This window comes from Streptomyces sp. PsTaAH-137 (assembly GCF_003259365.1).
Lineage (GTDB): Bacteria > Actinomycetota > Actinomycetes > Streptomycetales > Streptomycetaceae > Streptomyces.
The window spans coordinates 605,132-624,018 of sequence record NZ_QLLY01000002.1 but is presented as its reverse complement, the minus strand read 5'-3'; the positions used below and the strand labels follow the sequence as shown (position 1 = coordinate 624,018).

Genomic DNA, 18,887 nt, shown 5'->3' with positions numbered 1-18,887 from the left:
GGGCCACGGCGAGCGACCGCCGTGGCCCGCACCGCCGATTCCACCCACTGAGACCGGGCCGCTATTCATACCTTTTCCCTAGGGATGGTGTGCATAGTGGCCGCCATGGACTTCTCGTGGACGATCGTTGTCGCCGGCGCCCTGGTCGGGCTCGCCGTGGGACTCACCGGCATGGGCGGTGGCGCCCTGATGACTCCGATCATGGTCATGTTCTTCGGGGTCAACCCCACCGCCGCCATCGGCAGCGACCTGGCGACCTCCCTGTTCATGAAGCCGTTCGGCGCCGCCGTCCACCACAGAGCGGGCACCATCCGCTGGGACATCGTCCGCTGGCTGCTGCCCACCGCCCTGCCCGCCGCCTTCGGCGGAGCCCTGCTGCTCCGGGCGCTCGGCGACGGCGACACCCTCCAGACCCGGGTCAAGTACGTCATCGGCGGCGCCCTGCTGCTCGCGGTGGCCGGCATGCTGGCCCGGATCTGGCTCGACCGGCGCCGCGGCCTCGGTTCCGCCGACGCGGAGACCATCGAAAACGCGGCGGTGCGGGTCAGGCCGGTGGCGACGCTCCTCATCGGGCTCGTCGGCGGAGTCGTGGTCGGGATGACCTCGGTGGGCTCCGGGTCCCTGATCATCGTGATGCTGATGCTCGCCCACCCCCGGCTCCGGGCGAACCACCTCGTCGGCACCGACCTCGTGCAGGCCGTCCCGCTGGTCGGCGCCGCAGCCCTCGGCCACCTCCTCGTCGGCGACGTCTCCCTCGGCCTCGCCGGCACCCTGCTGATCGGCGCGATCCCCGGGGTCGTGGCGGGTGCCGTGCTCTCCACCCGGGTCTCCGGGCCCGCCCTGCGCTGGGCGCTCATCGTGCTGCTCACCGGCTCGGGACTCGCCATGTGGGGCATGTCCGGGATCCCGCTGGTGCTGGTCTGCCTGGCGTTCGCCGCCGTCGGCACCGTCGTGACCCTGCGCACCCGCCGCGCCACCCCGGCGCGGGCCGAGCGGACCGAGGAGCGTGAGCCGTCCCCGACAATGACGGCATGAGGATTTCAGCCCGAGCCGACTATGCCGTGCGCGCGAGCCTGGAGCTGGCCGTCCGCGGCGGCGCCGAACCGGTCAAGGCGGAGGTCATCGCCGCCGCCCAGGACATCCCGCACAAGTTCCTGGAGGGCATCCTCAGCGATCTGCGGCGCGGCGGCATCGTGCTCAGCCGGCGCGGCGGCAACGGCGGCTATCTGCTGGCCCGCGCCGCCGCCGAGATCACCGTCGCCGACGTCGTCCGCGCCGTCGAGGGCCCCATCGTCTCCGTGCGTGGCGAGCGGCCCAGCGCCCTCGCCTACAGCGGCGCCGCGGAACCGCTGCTCCCGCTGTGGGTCGCGCTGCGCGCCAACGTCCGCAAGATCCTCGAAGGCGTCACCCTCGACGACCTCGCCCACGACCGGCTCCCCGAGCCGGTGCGGCAGCTGGCCGACGACCCGGCCGCCTGGCACAACCCGTGAGACGCGTGCGACGCCGGGCAGGTCAGCCCGCGTACCCCGTGACGATCCGGTCCACCGCCGCCGTGCCCGAGCTGTAGGCGGTCCCTCCGACCGGCTCGGGCACGACGGCTCCTCTCCCCGCGCCGAGCACGTCCTCCAGACCGGACACCAGGCGCATGACGTCGGTCTGCGGGCGCACCACGAGGCGCAGGAAGCCACTGGACGATCCGATCTTGTTGCCGCACTCGCGGATCAGCACCCCGTGCCGCTCCAGGAGGCGGTCGCGGACCACGGCGCCGTCGACCCCGTCGGGCAGCCGCACGTACAGGAAGTTCCCCTGCGACGGGTAGACGGTCAGGCCGGGCAGCCGGGACAGGTGCCAGCGCATGTCCTGCCGGTCGCGGCACACCTGGCGGATGCTGTCGGCGTACTCCTGGCGGTGGTCGCGCAGCATGAACACCACCGTCTCCGCGAAGGAGTTGAGGTTCCACTTCGGCAGCGCGGCGCGCACCCGTCCCGCGAGGCCGGGGTTGGCCACCAGGTAGCCGAAGCGGATGCCGTGCAGCCCGAAGTTCTTGCCGAGGCTGCGCAGCACGATGACGTTGGGCCGCAGCACCGCCTCGTGGACGACGCTCGGGGCGCCGCCGTCGACCGCGCCGTCGGCGAAGTCCAGGAACGACTCGTCGACGACGACCAGGTCCAGATGGCGCAGCTCGTCGAGGAGGGCGAGCAGCGCGCGGCGGGGGAGGAGCCCGCCGTCGGGGTTGTTGGGATTGCAGATCACCGCGGCCCGGGAGCCGCGCGCGTGCAGGAAGTTCGCGTACGCGGCCGGGTCCAGGGCGAAGCCGTCGCGCTCGGGGAGCGGGAACATGTCGACGCGCTTGCCCGTCTCCATCGGCTGGTCGGTCCAGCGGCCGAACGTCGGCACGGGGACCGCCAGTGATTCCCGTACGAGCAAGTGGTCGATCCACGTGATGAGTTCGGTCGAGCCGTTGCCCATCGCGACCGTCTGCGGGTTGAGCCCGAGGACCTGGCACAGCTCGGCCGTGATCGTGCCCGCGTCGCTCGGGTAGTACGTCAGGATCTCGTGCAGCCGGCCGCGCAGCCCGTCCAGCATCGCGGGCGTCGGGAAGTACGGGTTGCAGGGGATGCAGAAGTCGGTGACGGCCCCGCCGGTCCCCGCCGCCGCCCCGGCCCGCGTGAGCTGCCCGTAGGAAGGGGAATGGGCCGTACTGCCCTGGAACAGCGAAACGACGCTCGCGCTCATCAACTGCCTCCGCCCGTATCCGTGTTGACGTGCATTACGGATACGGGCGGGGCCGTGTTCAACGGAAGGTGCTCAGGTGGCGCTGAACGAGTGGACGGTCGTCGTCCGGTACGTCTGGCCGGGGCGCAGCACGGTGGACGGGAACGACGGCTGGTTCGGTGAGTCCGGGAAGTGCTGGGTCTCCAGGCACAGGCCGTCGCCCTGCCGGTAGGTGCGCCCGGAGGTGCCGACGAGGGTGCCGTCGAGGAAGTTGCCGGAGTAGAACTGAAGGCCCGGCTGGTCGGTGGCGATCTTCAGGGTGCGGCCGGAGTCCGGGTCGCGCAGGGTGACGCTGTGCTGCGGCTGCGCGGTGACGCCCTTGTCGAGGACGAAGTTGTGGTCGAAGCCCTTGGCGATGACGAGCTGGGGGTGCCCGGCGCGGATGTCCCTGCCGATGCGCTTGGCGCGGGTGAAGTCGAAGGGCGTGCCCGCGACCTTCGCGCGTTCGCCGGTGGGGATGAGGCCCGTGTCGGTGGGCGTGTAGCGGGCGGCGGCGATCGTCAGCTCGTGGTCGTGGATCGAGCCGCTGCCCTCGCCCGCGAGGTTGTAGTACGTGTGGTTCGTCAGGTTCACGACCGTGGCCTTGTCGGTCGTCGCCCGGTAGTCGATCCGCCAGTCACCGGACGCCGTCAGCGTGAAGGTGACCCGGGTGCGCAGGGTGCCCGGGTAGCCCATCTCGCCGTCGACCGAGGTGTAGTAGAGGTGCAGGCCGACGTCCTGGCCGGACGTGAACCCCTCCACGTCGAACACCCGGGTGTTGAAGCCCTTGGCGCCGCCGTGCAGCGAGTTCACGCCGTCGTTCACCGACAGCTGGTACGCCGTGCCGTCGAGGGTGAACTGCCCCTTGGCGATGCGGTTTCCGTAGCGGCCGATGGTCGCGCCGAAGAAGGTGGTGCCGGCGACGTAGGCCGCGACGGTGTCGTAGCCCAGGGAGACGTTCGCGTACCGGCCGTGCCGGTCCGGGATCTCCAGGGACTGCACGATCCCGCCGTAGGAGAGGACCTTGAGCCGGGTCCCGCCGTTCTGCAGACTCCAGCGGTAGATCCTGGTGCCGTCGGCGAGGGCGCCGAACAGCTCTTTGGTGGGGGTCTTGCGGCTGTGCGCGGATGCCGTGCCCGGGGCGGCGACGGCGAGGCCCGCCGCGGCGGCCCCGGCCAGAACTGCACGTCTGCTCGTACTCATGAAGCGGCTCTCCATTCGACGAAGGTGCATGTGTGGGCCCCCGCGCCCCGAAGGGGCGCGGGGCTGTATCCATGTGCGGCTCCGCCGCGCGGGCGCGACCGGTCAGACCGGCTGAGGGGACTCAGCGACCACCCCGCCGCTTGTTCCAGACGTCGAAACCGACGGCGGCGAGCAGCGCGAGCCCCTTGATCACCGACTGCCAGTCGGAGCCGACGCCGAGGAGGTTCATGCCGTTGTTCAGCACGCCGAGGACGAGGCCACCGATGATGGCGCCGAGCACGGTGCCGACACCGCCGCTCATGGACGCGCCGCCGATGAACGACGCGGCGATGGCCTCCAGTTCGAAGTTGAGGCCCGCCTTCGGCGACGCCGCGTTCAGCCGGGCGGCGACCACGAGCCCGGCCAGGGCGGCGAGCACGCCCATGTTCAGGAAGACGTAGAAGGTGACCCGCTTGTCCTTGACGCCGGACAGCTTGGCCGCCGGCAGGTTGCCGCCGATGGCGTAGATGTGGCGGCCGAAGACGGAGTTGCGCATCAGGTAGCCGTAGCCGACGACCAGGACGCCGAGGATCAGCAGCACGATCGGCACGCCCTTGTAGCTGGCGAGCAGCAGGGTGACGACGGCGATCGCCGCGACGATCGCGACCAGCTTCAGGATGAAGAGGTTGCGCGGGACCACGTCGAGGGAGAACTCCCGCTGCCTGCGCCGGTCGCGCACCTCCTGCCAGGCCACGGAGGCGGCGAGCAGGATGCCGAACAGCAGGGTCAGGTTGTGGTAGTTGGTGTCGGGGCCGACCTCCGGCAGGAAGCCGTTGCCCAGGTCGCCGATGTTGGACGGGAACGGGCCGAGGGTCTGCCCCTTGAGCAGGATCTCGGTGAGTCCGCGCCAGACCAGCATCCCGGCCAGCGTCACGATGAACGACGGTATGCCGCCGTACGCGATCAGATAGCCCTGGAGAGCACCGGCGGCCCCGCCCATCACCAGGCACACGATCAGGGCGATCGGCCAGGAGACGTCGTTGTTGACCATCAGCACCGCGGCCGTCGACCCGACGAACGCCGTCAGCGAACCGACGGACAGGTCGATGTGGCCCGCGATGATCACCAGCATCATGCCGATCGCGAGGATCAGCACGTACGAGTTCTGGAGCACCAGGTTGGAGACGTTGTGCGGGGTGATCAGGGTGCCGTCAGTCCACACGGCGAACACCGCGATGAGCAGCCCGAGCGCGATCAGCATGCCGTACTGGCGCATGTTGCGGCGCAGCCCGTCGACGACGAGCCCGAGCAGCCCGCCCTCCGTGCCGTCGCCGCCGCCCTTGCCCGGCGGGGCCGCCGCCGGGGTCTTCGTCACGTCCGTACTCATCGCGCTACCTCTTTGTCCTTCGTCATCAGGCGCATCAGCGATTCCTGGGTCGCCTCGGCGCGCGGCACCTCGCCGGTCAGGCGGCCCGCGGCCATCGTGTAGATGCGGTCGCACATGCCGAGCAGCTCGGGCAGCTCGGAGGAGATGAAGACGACCGCCTTGCCCTGGGCGGCCAGCTTGTCGATGACCGTGTAGATCTCGTACTTGGCACCGACGTCGATGCCGCGGGTCGGCTCGTCGAGAATGAGGATCTCCGGGCCCGCGAAGATCCACTTGCTGAGGACGACCTTCTGCTGGTTGCCGCCCGAGAGCTTGCCCGCCGGTTCGAAGACCGTCGGGGCCTTGATGTTCATCGACTTGCGGTACTCCTCGGCGACCTGCCGCTCGCCGTGCTCGTCGACGATGCCCCGCTTGGCGACCTTGCCGAGCGCCGCCAGCGAGATGTTGCGGTTGATGGTGTCGATGAGGTTGAGGCCGTAGTGCTTGCGGTCCTCGGTGGCGTACGCGATGCCGTGGCCGACCGCGTCGGAGACCGTGCGGGTCCTGATCTCCTCGCCGTCCTTGAGGACCGTGCCGTCCGTGTACCGGCCGTAGGTGCGCCCGAAGACGCTCATGGCCAGCTCGGTGCGGCCCGCGCCCATCAGCCCCGCGATGCCGACGATCTCGCCCCGGCGGACGTGCAGCGAGACGTCGTCGACGACCTTGCGCTCACGGTCGATGGGGTGGTGCACCGTCCAGTTGCGGATCTCCAGGGCGGGCGCGGCGCCGGCCTCGGCGTGGTGCGGGGTGCGGTCGGGGAAGCGGTGGTCGAGGTCGCGGCCGACCATCCCGGAGATGATCCGGTCTTCGGTGGTGGCCTCGGCCTTCACGTCCAGCGTCTCGACGGTGCGGCCGTCCCGCAGGATCGTCACCGAGTCGGCGACCTTGCGGATCTCGTTGAGCTTGTGAGAGATGATGATCGAGGTGATGCCCTGGTTCTTCAACTCCAGGATCAGATCGAGGAGTTTGTCGGAGTCCTCGTCGTTCAGCGCGGCCGTCGGCTCGTCGAGGATGAGCAGCTTCACCTCCTTGGAGAGCGCCTTGGCGATCTCCACGAGCTGCTGCTTGCCCACCCCGATGTCGGCGACGGCGGTGTTGGGGTTCTCGTCCAGACCCACCCGGCGCAGCTGGCGCGTGGCGTGCCCGAGGGTCTCGTGCCAGTCGATGAGCCCGCGCGAGGCGTGCTCGTTGCCGAGGAACATGTTCTCGGCGATCGACAGGTACGGGACCAGGGCCAGCTCCTGGTGGATGATGACGATGCCGCGCTTCTCGCTGGCGTTGATGTCCTTGAACTCACAGGGCAGGCCCTCGAAGAGGATCTCCCCGTCGTAACTTCCGTGCGGGTGGACGCCGGAGAGCACCTTCATCAAGGTGGACTTTCCGGCGCCGTTCTCCCCGCAGATGGCGTGGACCTCGCCCGCGCGGACGCTCAGGGAGACGTCCGACAGCGCCTTGACGCCCGGGAAGGTCTTGACGATCGAGCGCATTTCCAGGACGGGTCCCGCCATGGTCGTGCCCTTCATCTAGTGTGCGGAGGCGGTCGACTGGGTCTCTGGGCCGCCTACTTCAGGCCCAGGTCCTTCTTGGTGTAGTAGCCGCCGTCGATGAGGGTCTTCTCGTAGTTGTCCTTGGTGACGGCCACCGGCTGGAGCAGGAACGACGGGACGACCTTGGCGCCGTTGTCGTACGTCTTGTTGTCGTTGGTCTCGGGCTTCTTGTCGTTGAGCACGTCGTCGACCATGGTCACGGCCTCCTCGGCGAGCTTCCGCGTGTCCTTGTAGACCGTGGAGTACTGCTCGCCCGCGATGATCGACTTCACCGAGGCGACCTCGGCGTCCTGGCCGGAGACGGCCGGCAGCGGCTTGGACGAGGAGCCGTAGCCGTCGGACTTCAGCGCGGAGATGATGCCGATGGAGATGCCGTCGTACGGGGAGAGCACCGCGTCGACCTTGTCGCTGGAGTACTTCGAGGTGAGGATGTCGTCCATGCGCTTCTGCGCGGTGGCGCCGTCCCAGCGCAGCGTCGTGACCTGGTTGAGCTTGGTCTGCTTGGACCTGATGACCAGCTGCTTCTTGTCGATGTAGGGCTGGAGCACCGACATCGCGCCGTTGAAGAAGTACTTGGTGTTGTTGTCGTCGTTGGAGCCGGCGAACAGCTCCAGGTTGAACGGGCCCTTCTTGCCGTCCGACAGACCCAGCTTGTCGACGAGGGAGGTGGCCTGGAGCTCGCCGACCTTCTCGTTGTCGAACGTCGCGTAGTAGTCGACGTTCTTGGAGTCCAGGATGAGCCGGTCGTACGCGATCACCGGGATGTGCGCGTCGGCCGCCTCCTGGAGGACGTTGCCCAGCGACTTGTTGTCGATCGCCGCGATGATCAGCGCCGAGACACCCTGCGTGATCATGTTCTCGATCTGCGAGACCTGCTGGTCGGGGTCGTCCTCGCCGAAGACCAGCTGGGTCTTGTAACCCTTGGCCTTCAGCGACTTGACAACGTTGTTCCCGTCCGCGATCCAGCGCTCGGAGGACTTGGTCGGCATCGCGATGCCGACGGTGGAGCCCTTGGCGCTGCCCTTGTCCTCCTTGCTGCCGCCGTCGCTGTCCTGGCCGCAGGCGGAGAGGGTCAGGGCGAGGGTGGCGCTCGCGGCTATCGCGCTGAGTACGGCTCGGCGGTTTCGCATGGTCATCATCCTTGATGTGTGGGTGCGAGCTCGGTCTGCGGTGCTGCGAAGTGCGCTACGCGGAAAGGGGGTTGACCGAGGAGGTGTGTCGGATTGTGCGCGGCTCTGTTGTGTGCTGTGAAGTTGTGTTTCCGGAACGTTATTGACTGGTGTCGAACCGCTTGAGGTCACCGGGCAGCCGCGACCCGAGCGGGGACATGCCGCCGTCGGCCCCGTGCCGGGCGAGGAGGTCCAGCGCGAGCCGTCCCCGGCGCACCCGCTCGCGGGCCGTGTCGAGGGTGACGTCGCGCAACTGGGCGCCGTACGGATAGATCGCGGGCGCCTTGGCGAGCCCGAACTTCAGGTACAAGGGCGCACCCCTGCGCACCAGTTCGGCGATCTCGTACATCCGGACATAGCCGCCGAGGTCGTCCGGAGCCTCCACATACATGTCCATCGGGGCGGCCGACACCCGGCGGATCTCCGTGAGGTGAGCGAGTGTCAGGTCCGACGGCACGTTCAGCGAGTCGGCGCCCAGACGCTCGTACACGGCGTACGAGGCCGGGTTCACGGGGCCGACGAGTGCGGACACCTTGAGGGTGGTGTCTGCCGGGATGATCCCCTGGGCGCGCGCCCGGTGCAGGGTCCACAGCACGCCCTCGTCGGCGACGAGCAGGCACGTGACGCCCAACTCCGTCGCCCTGACCGCGTCCTCGACGCATCCGGCGACGGCGTCATGGCCGCGGGCGCGCAGTCCGGCACCGCCCGAGTCGGTGCGCACGGAGGCGCCGGTGTCCCAGGTGCCGCGCGGCCCGGTGAACAGGCACAGCTCGATGTCGCGCTCGGCGGTCGCCTCGACCATCTCCTGGATCTCGGCGTCGCGCAGCATCCAGATGCCGCTGCCCTGGCTGATCCGGTGAATGGGCACGTCGAGCCGCGACGCTTCCTTGAGCACGACCCCGACGGCCTCGGGCCCCTCGACGGACGGAATCTCCACCCGCCAGGTCCCCCCGTCGGGGAACGCGTGCGGGGAGGAGTCCGCGGGGTCGTGATCGGGTCCGCTCAGCCCGAGAGCGGAGAGGGTGGGTTCGCCGGGTCGGCGGGGGGTGGTGGTCACGCGGGTTCCTTTACGTCTACGTCTGTTCGGTATTTCGAATGAGGTTCGACTTCAAGTGCCGGGCAGGTGAGCGCCGCCAGGGGCGCGGGGAACTGCGCGACCAGCCACGACGAGACCGGCAGCCGACCGTCCTCACGCGCCCCTATGGCGCGAAGGCGGACCACCGCCTAAGGCCGCAGCAAAACCTTCCCCACCTTGGGATCCCCGGCCCCCACCAACTCGATGGCCTCAGCGAAGCGACTGAGCGGCAACTCGTGACTGACGAGCGGCAGCGGATCGAGCAGCCCCGCCCCGAACGCCCGCACCGCATACGCCCACGCATCCGGCGCGGCCCCGAACACGGTCTGCACCTCCAGTTGCCGCACGACGAGATCGGTCGGGTCGAGCCCGTCGGCCCCGGCCGGCGGCAGCCCGGTGAGAACGAGCCGCCCACCCCGCCGCAGCAACGACGCCGCGGTCCTGGCGGCGGTACCGGACCCGGCCGCCTCGATGACGACGTCGAAGTCGTCCGGCAGCGGATCGCTGTGCAGCCGGAAGTCGGTGGCCCCGAACTGCTTTGACAGCGCCGCCCGTTCATCGCGGGAGCCGACCACGAGCAGCTCGGCGGGGGAGTGCGCCGCCAGGAACTGCACGGCGAACATCCCGAGCGTCCCGGTCCCGACGACGGCGACGCGCTCACCGGGCCGCGCCCGCGCCTTGAGCGCGGCGGCGGCGATGCACGCGGCCGGTTCGAGCAGTGCCGCCGCCGTGAGATCGGCCGAGTCCGGCAGGACGTGCAGCAGCCGCGCCGGGAGTACCAGCGTCGCCGCCATCGCCCCCGGCCGGGTGAAGCCCGTCTCCTCGTACCCGGCGGTGCACAGCGTGGTCTCACCGGCGTGGCACCGCTCGCACACCTGACAGTTCCGGAAGCCCTCGCCGACGACCTTCCGGCCCACCAGCGAATCCGGCACCCCGGCGCCCACGGCGGCCACGGTCCCGGACCACTCGTGGCCCGGGGTCAGCGGGTAACGCACGTAGCCCTCGGGCCGGTTGCCCTGGTACAGCTCGCGGTCGGAGCCGCAGATGCCGACCGCGTGCACGCGGACCAGTGCCTCGCCCGGCCCGGGCTCACCCGGCTCGTGCGCGACCACCCGGTGCGTGCCCGGCGCCTCGACGACGACGGCGGAGCTCACTGGCCGCCGCCCTTCGGGTCGCGCTTCTCCCAGCCCTCGGCCCACAGGTCGAACCGGGCCTGCTGCTGCGGGAACTCGGCCGCCGCGTCCACGTCGAGCTCGACGCCGAGACCCGGCTCGTGCGACAGCTCGAAGCAGCCGGTGGCCGGGTCGACCTGCGGCGCGCCCTTGACGACCTTCTTGATGTCGGCGTCGGCGAAGTCGTTGAAGTGCTCCAGGATCTTGAAGTTCGGTGAGGTGAAGCCGACTTGGAGCGAGGCCGCCGTGAGCACCGGGCCGCCGACGTTGTGCGGAGCGACGAGGACGTAGTGCGTCTCGGCGGTCGCGGCGAGCTTGCGGGTCTCCCAGATGCCGCCGATGTGGCCGACGTCGGGCTGGATGATGTCCACGGCCTGGCTCTCGAACAGCTCGCGGAACTCGATCCGGTCGTGGATCCGCTCACCGGTCGCCACCGGCATGTCCACCTTCGCCGCGACCTTCTCCAGCGCCTTCAGGTTCTCCGGCGGCACCGGCTCCTCCAGCCACGCGGGCTTGAACGGAGCGAGGTCGCGGGCCAGCCGGATCGCGGTGGCCGGCGAGAACCGGCCGTGCATCTCCAGCATCAGCTCGGCGTCCGGGCCGATCGCGTCGCGCACGGCCTCGATCAGCGAGACGGCGTACAGCGACTGCTCGTGGTCCAGCTCGAAGTGCCCAGTGCCGAACGGGTCGATCTTCAGCGCCTTGTACCCGCGCTCCATCACGCCCTGCGCGGCCTTGTGGTACGCCTCCGGGGTCCGCTCGGTGGTGTACCAGCCGTTCGCGTACGCCTTGACCTGGTCGGTGACCTTGCCGCCGAGCAGCTGCCACACCGGCACGCCCAGCGCCTTGCCCTTGATGTCCCAGCAGGCCATCTCGATGACGGCGATGCCGGACATGACGATCTCGCCCGCCCGCCCGTAGTCGCCGTACTTCATCCGCTTGACCAGGTCCTCGACGGCGAACGGGTCGGAGCCGAGAATGTGATTGGCCTTCGCCTCGTTCAGATACCCGATGAGCGCGTCGGTGTGGCCCAGCATCCGGGTCTCGCCGACGCCCGTGATCCCCTCGTCGGTGTGCACCTGGACGTAGGTGAGATTCCGCCACGGAGTACCGACTACGTGTGTGCTGATTCCCGTGATGCGCAAGGCAGTTGCCCCCTGAGCCGTTCGATATTTCGTCACTCGTTCGAAATGCTGGCGTGACAGTAAGGACGGCCCGGTGGGGGTGTCAATGGGTGTGCACGGAAAGGGTGCTGGCACGTGGTGAAGGGGAAGCCTCCGTTCCACACAGGAGCTTCACAGCGCGAGCATCTTCCGTCACGCTTGCGCCTCTAGCCTCACTGCACCATGGACTATTGCCACCCGTGCCACAGGCACCTCAACGGTGCCCTGGCCTGCCCCGGCTGCGGCACCCCCGCCGACGCCGTGCGCGCCTGCGCCGAGGCGGTCGACGAGCAGGAAGCGGTGGACGCGGACGGCGCGGGGTACGAGGACGAGCCGAGCGCGCACCGCCCCGGCCGGCGCCGCCGTGCCCGCAGGAAGTCGCCCCGCCGCAAGCTCCTGATCGCCGTGGCGGGTGTGGCGCTCGTGGCCGGTGGCATCGGTGTGGCCGAACTCGGCACGGAGTCCCCGGCGGAGGGCGGCGCGCAGGCGGCGCCCGACATATCCGACGACGCGGTGGACGCGGACGCCGACGGGACGGCCTCGCCCGGTGCGGACGGCATACCCGCGTCGCAGACCCCGCCCGAGTCGCGCTCCTCGCCGCGCGCGTCGGCATCCTCGGCGGTGCCGTCCCCGGACTCGTCCCTGTCGGTCTCGCCGAGCACGTCGCCGGACGGCACCGGAGCGGCGGGCGCCGGAACGGCCGTACCGGTCGACGCCGGCTCCCCGGCCGCCGGTTCACCGGCCGACCCGCCGGCCACGTCGTCCCGCCCCGCACCCTCGTCGCCGCGCCCCACGGCCACGGAAACGACCGCCGAGCCGAGCCCGTCGGAGACCTGCGACCGCTTCCTGTGGTGGTGCACTTAAAGAGGGGCGCTCGAAGGGACGCGGTACGGGTCAGTCGATGCCGAGCATCCTGCGCAGCATGTCCCTGAGCGCCGTACGCTCCTCGCGCGACAGCTCGGCCAGCGGCTCCCGCGCGAAGTCCAGGGAGTCCCGCAGCCCCCGCGCCACCTCACGGCCCTCCGCCGTCGGCGCCGCCACCTTCACCCGCCGGTCCCCGGGCGACGGCTGCCGCTCCACGAGCCCGCGCGCCTCCAGGCGGTCCACGATCCCCGTGATGTTCGACGGCTCGCACTTCAGGCGCTGCGCGATCTGCCGCATCGGCAGCGGGTCGAGGGTGAGCAGACTCAGCACCCGCGCCTGCGCCCCGGTCAGCCGGTGCCGGGCGGCGGCGTCCTCGTACTCCTGGTGGTAGCGCGCGACGACCCCACCGATCAGCTCGACCACTTCGATGGTGAGCGGGTCCATACGGCGGGAACGGGAGGCGGTCATGGCTTCCACGATACCCACTTACTTGACATGCTGAAATATTCAGACGCATGGTTGTTTCAGGTACTGAAGTAATTTTCGACGCAGTTCCTGTGTGAGCCGTCTCCTAGCCGAAGGATCAGCGCATGTCCGCCGACACCCCCCAGATCCCCGCCACCGGCCGCGAATGGGTCCTGCTCAGCCGTCCGGTCGGCTGGCCGAAGCCCGAGGACTTCGAGCTGCGCGAGGCCCCGGTGACCGAGCCGGGCGCCGGCCAGGTCCTGGTCAAGAACCTCTACGTCTCCGTCGACCCGTACATGCGCGGCCGGATGTCCGCCGCGAAGTCGTACGTCGCCCCCTACGAGCTGGGCAAGGCCATGCAGGGCGGCGCGGTCGGCGTCGTCATCGCCTCGAACGACGAGGGCGTCGCGGTCGGCGACCACGTCCTGCACTTCTTCGGCTGGCGCGAGTACGCGACGTTCGACGCCAAGCAGGCCGTGAAGGTCGACCCCGAGGCCGCGCCCCTGTCCACCTACCTCGGCGTGCTCGGCATGACCGGCCTCACCGCCTACGCGGGCCTGCTGCGCACCCTGTCCTTCAAGGAGGGCGACAGCGTCTTCGTCTCCGGCGCGGCCGGCGCGGTCGGCGGCCAGGTCGGCCAGATCGCCAAGCTCAAGGGCGCCTCGCGGGTCATCGGCTCGGCGGGCTCCGACGAGAAGGTGAAGCTGCTCCTGGAGGAGTACGGCTTCGACGCGGCCTTCAACTACAAGTCGGGCGACGTCCACACCCTGCTGAAGAAGGCCGCCCCCGACGGCGTCGACGCCTACTTCGACAACGTGGGCGGCGACCACCTGGAGGCCGCCATCGCCCGTCTGAACCGCGACGGCCGCATCGCCATCTGCGGCGCGATCTCCGTCTACAACAACACGGAGCCGGCCCCGGGCCCGCGCAACCTCTCCCGCCTGATCCAGACCCGCGGCCGCATCGAGGGCTTCCTCGTCGGCGACCACTACGACCTCCAGCCGCAGTTCGTGCAGGAGGTCGGCGCCTGGGTCCGCTCCGGCGAGCTGAAGTACCGCGAGACGTTCGTCGAGGGCATCGAGAACAACCTGGAGGCGTTCCTCGGCGTCCTGCGCGGCGACAACACCGGAAAGATGGTCGTGAAGCTCTGACCTGAGCCCGATCCCGCTGGAGGTGACCCCGGTCACTTCCAGTATTTCCATGATTCGGTAACCTCGTTCCGCCTAACGAAAAACAGTGAACGCGCGAACGAGGGAGCCGGTCATGGCCATCACGCAGTCCGACGTCGTCTACACCGCCGTAGCCACCGCCGAGAACGGTCGCGACGGCCGGGTCTCCACCGACGACGGCAAGCTCGACGTCGTCGTCAACCCGCCCAAGGAGCAGGGCGGTTCGGGCAACGGCACCAACCCCGAGCAGCTCTTCGCGGCCGGTTACAGCGCCTGCTTCCAGGGCGCCCTGGCCGTCGTCGCCCGCCAGGAGGGCGCCGACATCACCGGTTCGACCGTCACCGCGAAGGTCGGCATCGGCAAGAACGACGACGGTTTCGGCCTGATCGTCGAGATCGCCGCGAAGATCCCGAACGCCGACGCCGCCACCGCCCAGGCCCTGATCGAGAAGGCCCACCAGGTCTGCCCGTACTCCAAGGCGACCCGCGGCAACATCACGGTCACGCTCTCGGTCTGACCGTCCACGGCCCGAGGCCCGTCCCGTAAGGTTTGCGCCATGCGTGATCTCGGGGCGGGCTTCGGCTATCTGATGAAGGGGCAGCGCTGGGTTGCCCGGCACGGCAAGCAGTACGGATGGGGTCTGCTGCCCGGACTGATCACTCTCGTGCTGTACGTCGCGGCCCTGGTCTGCCTGGCCGTGTGGGGCGACGACTTCATCTCCTGGGCGACGCCGTTCGCCGACGACTGGTCGTCCCCGTGGCAGGGCCTGTTCCGCGGCTTCCTGACGGCGGTCCTCTTCGCCCTCGGCCTGCTGCTCGCGGTGCTCACCTTCACCGCCGTGACGCTCCTGGTCGGCCAGCCCTTCTACGAGTCCCTCTCCGAGGAGGTCGACCGCAGCGAGGGCGACGGCGTGGTGCCCGAGTCGGGCCTGCCGCTCTGGCGCGACCTGTGGATCTCCGCCCGCGACAGCCTGCGCATCCTGGTCCGCGCGGGCCTGTGGGGCGTCCTGCTCTTCGCGTGCGGCTTCCTCCCCTTCGTCGGCCAGACCGTGGTCCCGGTCATCGGCTTCTTCGTCACCGGCTTCTTCCTCACCGAGGAACTGACGGCCGTGGCCCTCCAGCGCCGCGAGGTCCAACTCCGCGACCGCCTCGCTCTGTTGAGGTCGAGGAAGGGCCTGGCGTGGGGCTTCGGCGCCCCGCTCGCGGTGGCGTTCCTGGTCCCGTTCGTGGCCGTGTTCCTGATGCCGGGAGCGGTGGCGGGGGCCACGCTGATGGTGCGGGATCTGGAGGCTCCGCCGGAGGCGCAGCCGTCCGCGCCGGACCCGCAGGCGGCGTCCGGCGGTGACCGCGCGGGGGAGGCGGCGCAGGGCACGGCCTGGTGAAGGCGGTCAACCTGGGCGTCCTCTTCGCCATCGAGCTGATCGCCCTCGGCGCGGTGGGCGCCTACGGCTTCACCCGCGACGTGCCGACCGCGCTGTCCCTGCTCCTCGGCTTCGCGGGACTCGCCGTGATGATCACCACCTGGGCCCTCCTCGGCTCCCCGAAGGCCAAGTACAAGACGAGCGGCGCGTCCCGCGTCGTCTTCGAAGTGCTCTGGTTCGGCGCGGGAGCCGCCGCCCTGGCGCTGATGGGCGCGTACGCGTGGGCGGCCGCCTTCGCCGCGCTCTGTGTGCTGAGCAAGGCACTCGCGGCGGCCTGGGACCAGTAACTACCCTTCCGGGCCGAGCAGTTCCAGGAAATCGCGGAACGCCCCCGGCATGTCCACCGACTCCGGGTCCAGCAGCCACTGGTACTGCAACCCGTCCATCACCGCGACCAGCAGCGGCGCCGCCCGCTCCGGTGTGAGTCCGCCCGGCAGCCGCTCGCCGTACTCGACGCGCAGCACCTGCGCCATCGCCTCGCGCACCCCGGCATAGCGCTCGGTGAAGAAGGCCCGCGCCGGGTGCCCCTCGGTCACCGACTCCCCGAGCAGTGCCGAGAAGGTCTGCACGATGCCGGGCCGCATCGCGTTGTACTCCACCAGCGAGCCCAGCAGATCGAGCCGCCACTGGCTGTCCGGCACGGCGTCCCACTGGTCCCGCTCCTCCAGGACGGCGACGAGCAGCGCCTCCTTCGACGGGAAGTGGTGCAGCAGGCCCTGCTGGGTGAGGCCCACGCGCTCGGCGACGGCCGCGAGGCTCGCGCCCCGGTACCCGCGCTCGGCGATCACTTCGAGCGCGGCCCGCAGGATCTCGGCCCGCCGCTCCCCGCTCCGGGCGCTTCTGGTGCTGCTCATGCCGTCACCGTACGACACCCGCAGCGCACCCCCGGCAGACTTATATAACGTAGAGATAACGAAACCTACTGCTCTACAGGTAACGGGTGCAGGATGGAGGTGTTCACAGGTGATGAACCTCGACGAGGAGGTGCCGGCATGGCGCAGACGCACACGCCCACGCACGACAGCGGCGGCGACGAGCGGGCCCGCGCCCGCGAGGCGGCCGTGGAGGCGGCACTCGGCAAGCTCGACCTCGACACCAAGACCCGGCTGCTCGGCGGCCAGGACATGTGGTCGCTGCCCCCGGTCCCGGAGATCGGGCTGAGGTCCCTGGTCATGTCCGACGGCCCGATCGGCGTCCGCGGCACCCGCTGGACCGCCGACGACCCGTCGATCGCCCTGCCGTCCCCGACCGCGCTCGCCGCCACCTGGGACCCCGCCCTCGCCCGCCGGGCCGGCGCCCTGCTCGCCCAGGAGGCCCGCCGCAAGGGCGTGCACGTCCTGCTCGCCCCGACCGTGAACCTGCACCGCTCACCGCTCGGCGGCCGCCACTTCGAGGCGTACAGCGAGGACCCGTACCTGACCGGCGCCATCGGCACCGGCTACGTCCAGGGCGTGCAGTCCGGCGGCGTCGGCACCACGGTCAAGCACTTCGTCGCCAACGACGCCGAGACCGACCGCTTCACCGTGAACAACCTGGTCGGCGAGCGCGCCCTGCGCGAGCTGTACCTCGCCCCCTTCGAGGCCATCGTCACCAACGCCCATCCGTGGGGCATCATGACCGCCTACAACCAGGTCAACGGCGTGACGATGACCGAACACCGCTACCTCGTCAACGAGGTGCTGCGCGGCGAATGGGGCTTCGACGGCTTCAACGTCTCCGACTGGCTGGCCGCCCGCTCCACCACCGGCGACCTCAAGGGCGGCCTCGACGTCGCCATGCCCGGCCCGCAGACCGTCTACGGCCCGGCGCTCGCGGCAGCCGTCCGCGCGGGCGAGGTGGCGGAGTCCGAGGTCGACGACGCCGTCCGCCGCGTGCTGCGCCTGGCCGCCCGCGTCGGCGTCCTCGACGGCGCCGAGCCCGTCGTCACCGAAGCCCCGGCCGAGATCGACGGCGAGGCCCTGGCCCGCGAGATCGCCCGCCGCGCCTTCGTCCTCGTACGGAACTCCGGTGTGCTGCCGCTGCGTCGGGACGCCCGGATCGCGCTCATCGGCGCCGCCGCCCGCGACGCCCGCGTCCTCGGCGGCGGCTCCGCCACCGTCTTCCCCGCGCACATCACCTCCCCGCTCGACGGCCTGAGCGCCGCGTTCCCCTCGCTCTCGTACGCCGTCGGCGCCGACCCGAGCGACGAACTCACCCCCGCCGACAAGGGGTTCGAGCTGCGTGCGGTCTGCCGCGACGCCGACGGCACCGTCCTCGGCGAGGGCACCCTGCCCAGCGGCCAGCTCCAGTGGCTCGGCGACGACCTGCCCGCGGGCGTCACCCACGAGGCCCTGCACAGCATCGAGATCACCGGCACCTTCACCCCGCGCGAGAGCGGCGACCACGCCTTCGGCACCCGGGGCCTCGGCGCCTTCACCCTCACCGTCGACGGCACCGTCCTCTACGACGGCGTCCAGGCCATGGGCGCCGAGTCCGACCCCTTCGAGGCGGTCTTCGGCGCCCCGCAGGAGCGCGGCAGGGTCACGCTCACCGCGGGCAGCCCGGTCGAGGTGTCCCTGCTCCACCCGCTCGACAAGTCCTTCGCGATGCCGCTGCCCGCCGTGCTGTTCAGCCTCGTCCACCTCGGCCCGCGCCGCGACGCCGACGCGCTGATCGCCGAGGCCGTCGAGGCCGCCCGCGACGCCGAGGCCGCCGTCGTCGTGGTCGCCACCACCGAGCGCGTCGAGTCGGAGGGCTTCGACCGCACCGACCTGCGGCTGCCCGGCCGCCAGGACGACCTGGTGCGCGCCGTCGCCGCCGCCAACCCGAACACCGTCGTGGTCGTCAACTCCGGCTCCCCGGTGGAACTCCCGTGGCGCGACGACGTGGCGGCCGTCCTGCTGAGCTGGTTCCCCGGCCAGGAGGGCGGCGCCGCCCTCGCCGACGTGCTCGACGGCACCGAGGAACCCGGCGGCCGGCTGCCCACCACCTGGGGCGCGCTCACCGACGCCCCCGTCACCCGGGTCACCCCGGAAGGCGGCGAACTCCCGTACACCGAGGGCCTGTTCATCGGCTACCGCGCCTGGGACAAGTCCGGCGCCACCCCCGCGTACCCCTTCGGCCACGGCCTCGGCTACACCGACTGGACGTACGAGTCGCTCGACATCGAAGCCGCCGACGGCACCACGGCGACGGTCCGCGTGCGCAACACGGGGGAGCGGACCGGCCGCGAGGTCGTCCAGCTCTACGTGGCCCCCGCACCGTCCCAGGCCGACACCGACCGCCCGGCGCGCTGGCTGGCCGGCTTCGCGACGGTGACCGCGGCGCCGGGCGAGAGCGTCGAAGCGGTGATCGAACTCCCGCGCCGCGCCTTCGAGATCTGGGACGAGACCGCGGGCGCCTGGGCCCATCGCGAGGGTGCGTACGTCCTGACGGCCGGCCGTTCCCTCACCGACGCCCGCCTCCACGAGACGATCGCCGCCTGACGATCCCCGTGAACCAG

The 18,887-nt window shown here is 70.6% G+C and carries 18 protein-coding genes; 8 read left to right on the top strand and 10 right to left on the bottom strand.

The window, feature by feature from the left end; translation table 11 throughout:
• Window positions 1-105 precede the first annotated feature (105 nt).
• The gene (locus K377_RS06450; RefSeq protein ID WP_111662219.1) at window positions 106-1,035 is read left to right on the top strand and encodes a sulfite exporter TauE/SafE family protein; all 930 of its coding nucleotides are present in this window, start codon (window positions 106-108) and stop codon (window positions 1,033-1,035) included.
• Window positions 1,032-1,490, top strand: a complete 459-nt coding sequence (locus tag K377_RS06445) for an Rrf2 family transcriptional regulator (RefSeq protein ID WP_111662147.1) — start codon at window positions 1,032-1,034, stop codon at window positions 1,488-1,490. Before K377_RS06450 ends, K377_RS06445 begins: the two co-directional genes overlap by 4 nt.
• A 22-nt stretch (window positions 1,491-1,512) precedes the next feature.
• Here K377_RS06445 and K377_RS06440 read toward each other — a convergent pair whose 3' ends face one another.
• The 8 genes from K377_RS06440 to K377_RS06405 form a co-directional block, all read right to left on the bottom strand.
• Window positions 1,513-2,736 (bottom strand): histidinol-phosphate transaminase, encoded by a 1,224-nt coding sequence (locus K377_RS06440; RefSeq protein ID WP_111662146.1) that lies wholly within the window; start codon window positions 2,734-2,736, stop codon window positions 1,513-1,515.
• A gap of 72 nt (window positions 2,737-2,808) precedes the next feature.
• Complete coding sequence (locus tag K377_RS06435; RefSeq protein WP_111662145.1) at window positions 2,809-3,957, bottom strand: aldose epimerase family protein; 1,149 nt, start codon at window positions 3,955-3,957, stop codon at window positions 2,809-2,811.
• 121 nt (window positions 3,958-4,078) lie between these two features.
• Window positions 4,079-5,323, bottom strand: a complete 1,245-nt coding sequence (gene mmsB, locus K377_RS06430) for a multiple monosaccharide ABC transporter permease (protein WP_111662144.1) — start codon at window positions 5,321-5,323, stop codon at window positions 4,079-4,081.
• Window positions 5,320-6,870, bottom strand: a complete 1,551-nt coding sequence (mmsA, locus tag K377_RS06425; protein WP_111662143.1) for a multiple monosaccharide ABC transporter ATP-binding protein — start codon at window positions 6,868-6,870, stop codon at window positions 5,320-5,322. The genes mmsB and mmsA overlap by 4 nt, the downstream gene beginning before the upstream one ends.
• Before the next feature lie 53 nt (window positions 6,871-6,923).
• Window positions 6,924-8,039 (bottom strand): multiple monosaccharide ABC transporter substrate-binding protein, encoded by a 1,116-nt coding sequence (gene chvE / locus K377_RS06420; RefSeq protein WP_111662142.1) that lies wholly within the window; start codon window positions 8,037-8,039, stop codon window positions 6,924-6,926.
• Between the two features lie 139 nt (window positions 8,040-8,178).
• Window positions 8,179-9,135: a hypothetical protein gene (locus K377_RS06415; RefSeq protein WP_111662141.1), complete on the bottom strand. Its 957-nt coding sequence runs from the start codon at window positions 9,133-9,135 to the stop codon at window positions 8,179-8,181.
• A 167-nt stretch (window positions 9,136-9,302) separates the two neighbouring features.
• Window positions 9,303-10,307, bottom strand: a complete 1,005-nt coding sequence (locus K377_RS06410; RefSeq protein ID WP_111662140.1) for a zinc-binding dehydrogenase — start codon at window positions 10,305-10,307, stop codon at window positions 9,303-9,305.
• The gene (locus K377_RS06405) at window positions 10,304-11,470 is read right to left on the bottom strand and encodes a mandelate racemase/muconate lactonizing enzyme family protein (protein ID WP_111662139.1); all 1,167 of its coding nucleotides are present in this window, start codon (window positions 11,468-11,470) and stop codon (window positions 10,304-10,306) included. The genes K377_RS06410 and K377_RS06405 overlap by 4 nt, the downstream gene beginning before the upstream one ends.
• A gap of 201 nt (window positions 11,471-11,671) precedes the next feature.
• On the opposite strand from K377_RS06405, the gene K377_RS06395 reads away from it, so the two are divergent.
• Window positions 11,672-12,352 carry a hypothetical protein gene (locus K377_RS06395; protein ID WP_161195050.1) on the top strand — a complete coding sequence of 227 codons (681 nt, stop codon included), beginning with the start codon at window positions 11,672-11,674 and terminating at the stop codon, window positions 12,350-12,352.
• Window positions 12,353-12,382: 30 nt separating this feature from the next.
• On the opposite strand, the gene K377_RS06390 is transcribed toward K377_RS06395, so the two are convergent.
• The gene (locus K377_RS06390; protein WP_237551521.1) at window positions 12,383-12,820 is read right to left on the bottom strand and encodes a MarR family winged helix-turn-helix transcriptional regulator; all 438 of its coding nucleotides are present in this window, start codon (window positions 12,818-12,820) and stop codon (window positions 12,383-12,385) included.
• Between the two features lie 122 nt (window positions 12,821-12,942).
• On the opposite strand from K377_RS06390, the gene K377_RS06385 reads away from it, so the two are divergent.
• The 4 genes from K377_RS06385 (at window position 12,943) to K377_RS06370 (ending at window position 15,693) form a co-directional block, all read left to right on the top strand.
• The gene (locus K377_RS06385) at window positions 12,943-13,968 is read left to right on the top strand and encodes an NADP-dependent oxidoreductase (protein WP_111662135.1); all 1,026 of its coding nucleotides are present in this window, start codon (window positions 12,943-12,945) and stop codon (window positions 13,966-13,968) included.
• A gap of 112 nt (window positions 13,969-14,080) precedes the next feature.
• On the top strand, window positions 14,081-14,503 hold the full coding sequence (locus K377_RS06380) for an organic hydroperoxide resistance protein (RefSeq protein WP_111662134.1): 423 nt from the start codon (window positions 14,081-14,083) through the stop codon (window positions 14,501-14,503).
• A 39-nt stretch (window positions 14,504-14,542) separates the two neighbouring features.
• The gene (locus tag K377_RS06375; protein ID WP_237551520.1) at window positions 14,543-15,367 is read left to right on the top strand and encodes an EI24 domain-containing protein; all 825 of its coding nucleotides are present in this window, start codon (window positions 14,543-14,545) and stop codon (window positions 15,365-15,367) included.
• Window positions 15,364-15,693, top strand: coding sequence for a YrdB family protein (locus K377_RS06370; RefSeq protein ID WP_111662133.1), 330 nt, complete (start codon window positions 15,364-15,366; stop codon window positions 15,691-15,693). Before K377_RS06375 ends, K377_RS06370 begins: the two co-directional genes overlap by 4 nt.
• Here K377_RS06370 and K377_RS06365 read toward each other — a convergent pair whose 3' ends face one another.
• Entirely contained in the window at window positions 15,694-16,278 is a 585-nt protein-coding gene (locus tag K377_RS06365) for a TetR/AcrR family transcriptional regulator (protein WP_111662132.1), read from the bottom strand. It abuts the gene before it with no gap.
• A gap of 120 nt (window positions 16,279-16,398) precedes the next feature.
• Here K377_RS06365 and K377_RS06360 point away from each other — a divergent pair, with 120 nt between their 5' ends.
• Window positions 16,399-18,870: a beta-glucosidase gene (locus tag K377_RS06360; protein WP_111662131.1), complete on the top strand. Its 2,472-nt coding sequence runs from the start codon at window positions 16,399-16,401 to the stop codon at window positions 18,868-18,870.
• The last annotated feature ends 17 nt before the right edge of the window (window positions 18,871-18,887 follow it).